Source organism: Inhella sp. (assembly GCF_041912635.1).
GTDB lineage: Bacteria > Pseudomonadota > Gammaproteobacteria > Burkholderiales > Burkholderiaceae_C > Inhella.
Genome location: NZ_JAYRMO010000002.1, coordinates 211,787 through 218,517, shown reverse-complemented (window position 1 = coordinate 218,517; position 6,731 = coordinate 211,787). Strand labels below are relative to the sequence as shown.

Here is a 6,731-nt window from a genome sequence, read left to right as displayed (position 1 = left end):
GGCTTGAGGCAGCAGCAGCATCTGCTGCGGCTCGTAGGGGAGGTAGGGCGCGGCCATAGCCTCCCAACGCACCTCAGGCCTCACCTGCAGTCAGGGACTTCCCTTCTGCCGCCCAGACTCCTAGGGGACGCGAGCATGTGGCTCCCACACAGCAAGCAAATTTGCTGCAGCGCACAATTGCGCCTTCAACGACCAGGAGCTGCTGTGCGACGCGTGGTGTTCAACCAGAAGGGCGGGGTGGGCAAGTCCACCATCACGACGAACTTGGCGGCAATTGCCGCCGCCCAGGGCCAGCGCGTGCTGCTGATCGACCTGGACCGCCAGGCCAACTCCAGCCGCTACCTGATGGGTGACACCCCGGCCGCCGAGGGCACCGGCAGCGCGCCCTTCTTCGAGAGCTCGCTGAAGTTCAGCGTGCGCCCGGTCAAGCCCGGCGACTTCATCACCGAGACGCCGTTCGAGAACCTGCACCTGATGCCGGCCTCGGGCGAGCTGGACGAGCTGCACACCAAGCTGGAAAGCCGCCACAAGATCTACAAGCTGCGCGATGCGCTGCAGGAGCTGGAGGCGGATTACGACCAGGTCTGGATTGACACCCCGCCGGCGCTGAACTTCTACACGCGCTCGGCGCTGATCGCCGCGCAGGGCTGCCTGATTCCGTTCGACTGCGACGAATTCGCCCGCCGCGCGCTCTACGAGCTGCTGGAGAACGTGCAGGAGATCCAGGCCGATCACAACCCGGATCTGCGCGTCGAGGGCATCGTCGTCAACCAGTTCCAACCGCGCGCCAGCCTGCCGCAGCGCACCGTGCAGGCGCTGATGGACGAGGGCCTGCCGGTGTTGCAGCCCTTTCTCAACAGCAGCGTGAAGGTGAAGGAAAGCCATGAGCGCGCGCTGCCCCTGGTGCACCTGGAGCCCAAGCACCCGCTGACGCTGGCCTACTGCCAGCTGTACGACGCACTGGCCTAAGGCGGCGCTGAATAAGTCCCCGTGATGGCGCGCGCCCTGGCTTGGGATGGGATGCAAGGCGCAAAGCAAAGCCATAGCCCCAGCTATGGCGAGCATTTGCAACGCCGCAGCCCGCCCAAGCCAGGGATGCGCGACGCACGAGGGACTTGTTCAGCGTTGCCCTAAGGCAAGGGCCCGAACACCGCGCTCAGCCGCGCCGCGCCCAAGGGGCTGAGGCCCAGCGCACGTTCGCCCGTACGGGCCTGCAGCCAGCCCTGTGCCAGCGCGTGCTGCAGCAGGGCGCGCGGCCAGGGGCCGGCGAGGTGGTCGCGGCGTTCGCTCCAGTCCAGGCAAGGGTGTGCCGCGGCGCGCGGGCGCAGCCCCCGCGGCCGCCAGGGGGCGGGGTCCATGTCCAGGCTCTGCAGGCCGCGCAGGCCTTGCTCGGTCAGCAGCAGACCCGGCTCCTCGGCCTGCAGCCAACCGCGCTCCAGGCACTGCGATGCCAGGCACACGCCCAGGCGGCCGGCCAGATGGCCGTAGCAGCGGCGTGCATAGCGCAGTGCGGGCTGGCCGGCCCAGGCCTGCTCGGCGCGGCCGCGGTCGGCCACCAGCTGCAGGGCCTGCAGGGCCTGCGCCACCTCGGCATCGGCGAGCCGGTAGTAGCGATGGCGGCCGCGCGGCTCGCAGACCAGCCAGCCGGCATCCAGCAGCTTGCGCAGATGCGCGCTGGCGGTGGCCGCGCCCACGCCGGCGGCGCGCGCCAACTCACCGGCGCTGGCCAGCTCGCCGCTCAGCAGATGGCTGAGCATGGCGGCGCGGCTGGGGTCGGCGATCAGGGTGGCCAGGCTGGCAAGCGAGTTCATCGGGGAGGCACTTGGCCACGGTCGTGCAGGCCGTAGTCTCGGACCACCTCGGCCACGCGCAGCCGGTAGTCGGCGAACAGGCCGGCACGGCCCAGCGCCTGGGCGGCGCGGTGCTCCGGCTGCTCGCGCCAGGCCTTCAGGCTGGCCTCGTCCTGCCAGAAGCTCAGCGAGAGCAGGCGCCCCGGCCGGCTCAGGCTTTCACAGCGCTCGATCGAGACAAAGCCCGGCACGCGCTCCAGCTCGGCGCGCAGCGCGGCCGCCTGCGCCAGGTAGGTCTCGCGCCCGCCGGCCGCGGGTTCGACTTCAAAGATCACGGCGAACACGCTCAGTCCGCCTGCACGGGTTCGGGAAAGCTGCGCCACTCGGCGCGGATGAAGCGCTCGCGCGCGGCAAATTCGAAGTTGGCGCGCGCCTCCGGGTCGGCCTTCAGGCGGCTGCGATAGGCCTCGTACGCGGCCAGGGAGTCGAAGGAGATCAGGCCCCAGGCCTCGGTGCTGCTGCCTTCATGCGGCAGCCAGTAGCCGAGCAGGCGACCGCCCAGGCGCGGAATGATGTGCAGCCAGGCCTGGGCGTAGCGGCGGAAGTCTTCCTTGCGGAAGGGTTCGATCTCGTAGCGGATGAAGCAGGTGAGGGCCATGGCGGGCTCCGGGCGGGTCAAGGCCCTCACTGTGTGGGCCGCGCGGGTTGGAACACTTCGGCCGCGAACGAAGCATGAGCGCCCAGCCGTCGCCCTGGGCGAAGGCCCGATGGGCGGGGCCGCGGCGCTGGGGTTCAATGCGCCCCTGTGAACCCTGAAGTCCTCCCCGCCCCCACCCTGCCGGCCGATCTGGACGGCGTGCTGCGCCTGGCCGCGCAGTCCATGTTCGAGCACTTCGCCGTGGCCGCCACCGGCATGATGCTGCTGGACCGCGAGCACCGCATCGTCTGGATCAGCGAGGGCTACAAGCACTTCCTGCCGGCGCTGGGCTTCACGCATGAATCGGAGTTCGTCGGCCGCCGCGTCGAGGACGTGGTGCCCGGCACCCTGCTGGCCGAGGTGATCGAGAGCGACCGCCCGATCCTCGTCGACCTGCTGACCAACCGCGCCGGCACCTTCGTGGTGAGCCGCCTGCCGCTGCACGACGCGCAGGGCCAGGTGATCGGCGCCATCGGCCTGGTGCTGGCCGACCAGACCAAGCTGCAGCCCGTGGTGCAGAAGTTCGCCCACCTGCAGCAGCAGCTGGACGACGCGCGCCGCCAGCTGAGCGAGCAGCGCCGGCCCAAGTACACGATCAGCAGCTTCATCGGCGTGAGCCCCGCGGCGCAGGAAGTGAAGCGCCAGGCGCGCAAGGTGGCCGCGCTCGATTCCAGCGTGCTGCTGCTGGGCGAGACCGGCACCGGCAAGGAGCTGCTGGCGCATGCCATCCACGCCGCCAGCCCGCGCGCCGCCAAGTCCCTGGTGGGCCTGAACATCGCCGCCATCCCCGACACCTTGCTGGAGGCCGAGCTGTTCGGCGTGGCCGGCGGCGCCTTCACCGGGGCCGACCGCAAGGGCCGCGAGGGCAAGTTCGCCATCGCCGACGGCGGCACCCTGTTCCTGGACGAGATCGGCGACATGCCGCTGGCGCTGCAGAGCAAGCTGCTGCGCGTGCTGCAGGAGCAGGAGTTCGAGCCGCTGGGCTCCAACACCGTGCGGCGCGTGGACGTGCGCGTCATCGCCGCCACCAGCCGCGACCTGCCGGCCATGGTGGCGCGCAACGAGTTCCGTGCCGACCTCTACTACCGCCTGGCCGTGCTGCCCATCCGCGTGCCGCCGCTGCGCGAGCGCCGCGAAGACCTGGAAGCCCTGGCCGAGGCCCTGGGCGAGGACATCGCACGCCGCTCCGGCATGCCGCAGCGCACGCTGGAGCCCGACGCCCTGGCCCTGCTGGCGCAGCAGGCCTGGCCGGGCAACATCCGCGAGCTGCGCAATGTGCTGGAGCAGGCCAGCCTGATGAGCGACGCGCTGCGCCTGGAGGCGCGGCACTTCGCCGGCCTGCTTCCGGGCGGCACGGCCGCCGCTGCGGCGCCGGGTGCGCCCGCACGCATCAGTGCCCCGGCCGTGGACGCCACCGACCCCGCCGCCGCCCTGCGCCCCCTGCCCGAGCAGATTGCCGAGCTGGAGCGCCGCGCCATTGCCGCCGCCCTGGCCCACACCCAGGGCAACAAGGTGGCCACGGCCAAGCTGCTGCGCATCTCGCGCGCGGCGCTGTACGAAAAGCTGGCCCTGTACGGACTCTGAGCAGCTGTCCGGTTTCCGGACAGCTGCCGTTTGTGCGCTCACCAGCCCTGTCCGGAATCCGGGCAACTCACGATCGCCGCCCCGCGCGCCGCCCCGCAAAGTCCGGGTGAACCCGCAATGGCACGGGGCTTGCACCCTTTGCGCCCAGCGCCGGCCCTGTCCCCGTGGGGCCGCCTTCAGGAGACCCCATGCTGAACCGCCGCTCCCTGGCCCATACCGCGGCCGCCGCCGCCCTGCTTGCCCTCAGCTGCGCCGCCCAGGCCCAGGGCAAGGACATCCGCATCGCCCATGTCTACAGCAAGAGCGGCCCGCTGGAGGCCTACGGCAAGCAGACGCACACCGGCCTGCTGCTGGGCCTGCAGTACGCCACCGGCGGCACGATGACCGTGGCCGGCCGCAAGATCGTCGTGCTGGAAAAGGACGACCAGGGCAAGCCCGATGTGGGCAAGAACCTGCTGGCCGCCGCCTACGCGGACGACAAGGTCGATCTGGCCGTCGGCCCCACCAGCTCCAGCGTGGCCCTGGCCCTGCTGCCGGTGGCCGAGGAGGCCGGCAAGATCCTGCTGGTGGAGCCCGCCGTGGCCGACTCCATCACCGGCGAGAAGTGGAACCCCTACATCTTCCGCACCGGCCGCAACAGCTCGCAGGACGCCATCGCCAACGCCGTGGCGCTGGACAAGCCCGGCACCCACATCGCCACCCTGGCGCAGGACTACGCCTTCGGTCGCGACGGCGTCAAAGCCTTCCGCGAGGCGCTCAAGACCGCCAAGCTGGTGCACGAGGAATACCTGCCCACCAGCACCACCGACTTCACCGCCGGCGCGCAGCGCCTGATCGACAAGCTCAAGGGCCTGCCGGGCCGCAAGATCGTCTTCATCCTCTGGGCCGGCGCGGGCAACCCCTTCAAGATCGCCGACCTCGACCTGAAGCGCCACGGCATCGAGATCGCCACCGGCGGCAACATCCTGCCGGCCATGACGGCCTACAAGCAGTTCCCCGGGATGGAGGGCGCGGCCTACTACTACTTCGGCATGCCCAAGAACCCGGCCAACGAGTGGCTGGTGGCCAACCACTACAAGCAGTTCAAGACCCCGCCCGACATGTTCACCGCCGGCGGCATGACGGCCGGCATCGCCATCGTCGAGGCGCTGAAGAAGACCGGCGGCGACAGCAAGACGGCCAAGCTGCAGGCCGCCATGAAGGGCATGAAGTTCCAGAGCCCGAAGGGCGAGATGTGGTTCCGCGCCGAGGACCACCAGGCCATGCAGTCGATGTTCCATTTCAAGATCAAGGTGGACCCGGCGTTCGAGTGGGGCGTGCCGGAGCTGGTGCGGGAGATCAAGCCGAGCGACATGCCGGTGCCCATCCGCAACAAGCGCTGAGGGCCCCGTGCTCGAAACCCAAGACCTGACGATCCGCTTCGGCGGCCATGTGGCCGTCGACCGCGTGTCCTGCACCTTCCAACCCGGCACGCTGACGGCCATCGTCGGCCCCAACGGCGCGGGCAAGACGACCTACTTCAACCTCATCAGTGGGCAGTTGCCGGCCAGTGGCGGGCGGGTGCTCCTGAACGGCGAGGACCTGACTTCACTGAGTGCGCCGCAGCGCACGCGCCGGGGGCTGGGGCGGGCCTTCCAGCTGACGCAGTTGTTCCCGCACCTGACCGTGCTGGAGAACGTGCGCCTGGCGGTGCAGGCGCGCAGTGGTCTGGGCCTGCGACTGTTCTCGGTCTGGCTCAGCCACCGTGCCTTGATCGATGAATCGATGGCCTTGTTGGAGCGCGTGCGACTGTCTGCACGTTCGAACGATCTGGCCGCGAGCTTGCCGCATGGGGATCAGCGCAAGCTGGAAGTGGCGCTGTTGATGGCGCTGCAGCCGAAGGTCTATCTGTTCGATGAACCGACCGCGGGCATGAGCGTGGACGAGGTGCCGGTGGTGCTGGACCTCATCCGCGAGCTCAAGCGCGAGGGCAAGCACACGATCCTACTGGTGGAGCACAAGATGGATGTGGTGCGCGAGCTGGCGGATCGGATCGTGGTCTTGCATCAGGGGGCCTTAGTCGCGGATGGCGAGCCTGCTTCTGTGATGGCTTCGGCTGTGGTGCAGAACGCGTATCTGGGGGTGGCGGCGTGAGCTTCGCTTTTGCGTTGCAGCCCGCAGGGGGCTTCACCCCCTGCACCCCGACCCGCATTTCTTTGTCTTGCCAAAGAAACGCGGGGCAAAGAAAGGCGTCAATGCGCACAGTCGCCCTAGGGGCGAACTGTGATGGCGGTGCTTGGGCTCACACTGACACGAGCCCTCATCTGACTGCGACGGTCAGGACAACGAAGGCGCCCGGAGTACCGGTCGTCCCTGGTACCGCAAACCATCACCTTCGGCGCTCCGAAGAACAGACCCCCAATGAGCATCAAACCCCATCCTCTTCTGGTTGGGGGTCCGTTCATCGCAGAAAGCCCGCGATGGTTTGCGGTGGTCTAGTCGGCCGGTACTCCGGCCAGCTTAGCGGGCAGGTTTTCGCAGTCCCAGAAGGGGTGTGGGAGCCATGTGAGCCAGCCGTGCAGTCGCGGCCGACCCTAGGTCGGCTGCGTGCATTCAGCGCCTTTCTTTTCCCCCCTTTTCTTTGGCGCAGCAAAGAAAAGGGGGTCGGGTGCAGGGGTGAA

The 6,731-nt window shown here is 69.2% G+C and carries 7 protein-coding genes; 4 read left to right on the top strand and 3 right to left on the bottom strand.

Going from position 1 to position 6,731, the window contains the following annotated elements; genetic code table 11:
* Positions 1 to 204: 204 nt before the first annotated feature.
* On the top strand, positions 205 to 969 hold the full coding sequence (locus tag ACE3QP_RS02065; RefSeq protein WP_374433171.1) for a ParA family protein: 765 nt from the start codon (positions 205 to 207) through the stop codon (positions 967 to 969).
* 161 nt (positions 970 to 1,130) lie between these two features.
* Here the strand turns inward: ACE3QP_RS02065 and ACE3QP_RS02060 are convergent, their stop codons facing one another.
* From ACE3QP_RS02060 to ACE3QP_RS02050, 3 genes are read right to left on the bottom strand one after another with little or no spacing between them, the layout of a single operon-like run.
* Positions 1,131 to 1,811 carry an ArsR/SmtB family transcription factor gene (locus ACE3QP_RS02060; protein ID WP_374433169.1) on the bottom strand — a complete coding sequence of 227 codons (681 nt, stop codon included), beginning with the start codon at positions 1,809 to 1,811 and terminating at the stop codon, positions 1,131 to 1,133.
* Positions 1,808 to 2,134 carry an antibiotic biosynthesis monooxygenase gene (locus ACE3QP_RS02055; RefSeq protein WP_374433167.1) on the bottom strand — a complete coding sequence of 109 codons (327 nt, stop codon included), beginning with the start codon at positions 2,132 to 2,134 and terminating at the stop codon, positions 1,808 to 1,810. Before ACE3QP_RS02055 ends, ACE3QP_RS02060 begins: the two co-directional genes overlap by 4 nt.
* Positions 2,135 to 2,136: 2 nt before the next feature.
* Complete coding sequence (locus ACE3QP_RS02050) at positions 2,137 to 2,448, bottom strand: NIPSNAP family protein (RefSeq protein WP_198110330.1); 312 nt, start codon at positions 2,446 to 2,448, stop codon at positions 2,137 to 2,139.
* Positions 2,449 to 2,670: 222 nt separating this feature from the next.
* Between ACE3QP_RS02050 and ACE3QP_RS02045 the strand changes: the two genes are divergently transcribed.
* The 3 genes from ACE3QP_RS02045 to ACE3QP_RS02035 all read left to right on the top strand — a co-directional run bounded on the left by ACE3QP_RS02045 (position 2,671) and on the right by ACE3QP_RS02035 (position 6,204).
* Positions 2,671 to 4,071 (top strand): sigma-54 interaction domain-containing protein, encoded by a 1,401-nt coding sequence (locus ACE3QP_RS02045; protein ID WP_374433177.1) that lies wholly within the window; start codon positions 2,671 to 2,673, stop codon positions 4,069 to 4,071.
* A gap of 188 nt (positions 4,072 to 4,259) precedes the next feature.
* Positions 4,260 to 5,453: a substrate-binding domain-containing protein gene (locus ACE3QP_RS02040; RefSeq protein WP_374433165.1), complete on the top strand. Its 1,194-nt coding sequence runs from the start codon at positions 4,260 to 4,262 to the stop codon at positions 5,451 to 5,453.
* Positions 5,454 to 5,460: 7 nt separating this feature from the next.
* A complete protein-coding gene (locus ACE3QP_RS02035) occupies positions 5,461 to 6,204 on the top strand; it encodes an ABC transporter ATP-binding protein (protein WP_374433163.1) in 744 nt (247 codons plus the stop codon).
* Positions 6,205 to 6,731 lie beyond the last annotated feature (527 nt).

Coding starts and splice junctions, on each gene's coding strand:
- ACE3QP_RS02050 (WP_198110330.1), bottom strand. CDS start 2,448: ATGGCCCTCACCTGCTTCATCCGCTACGAGATCGAACCCTTCCGCAAG.
- ACE3QP_RS02060 (WP_374433169.1), bottom strand. CDS start 1,811: ATGAACTCGCTTGCCAGCCTGGCCACCCTGATCGCCGACCCCAGCCGC.
- ACE3QP_RS02040 (WP_374433165.1), top strand. CDS start 4,260: ATGCTGAACCGCCGCTCCCTGGCCCATACCGCGGCCGCCGCCGCCCTG.
- ACE3QP_RS02045 (WP_374433177.1), top strand. CDS start 2,671: ATGTTCGAGCACTTCGCCGTGGCCGCCACCGGCATGATGCTGCTGGAC.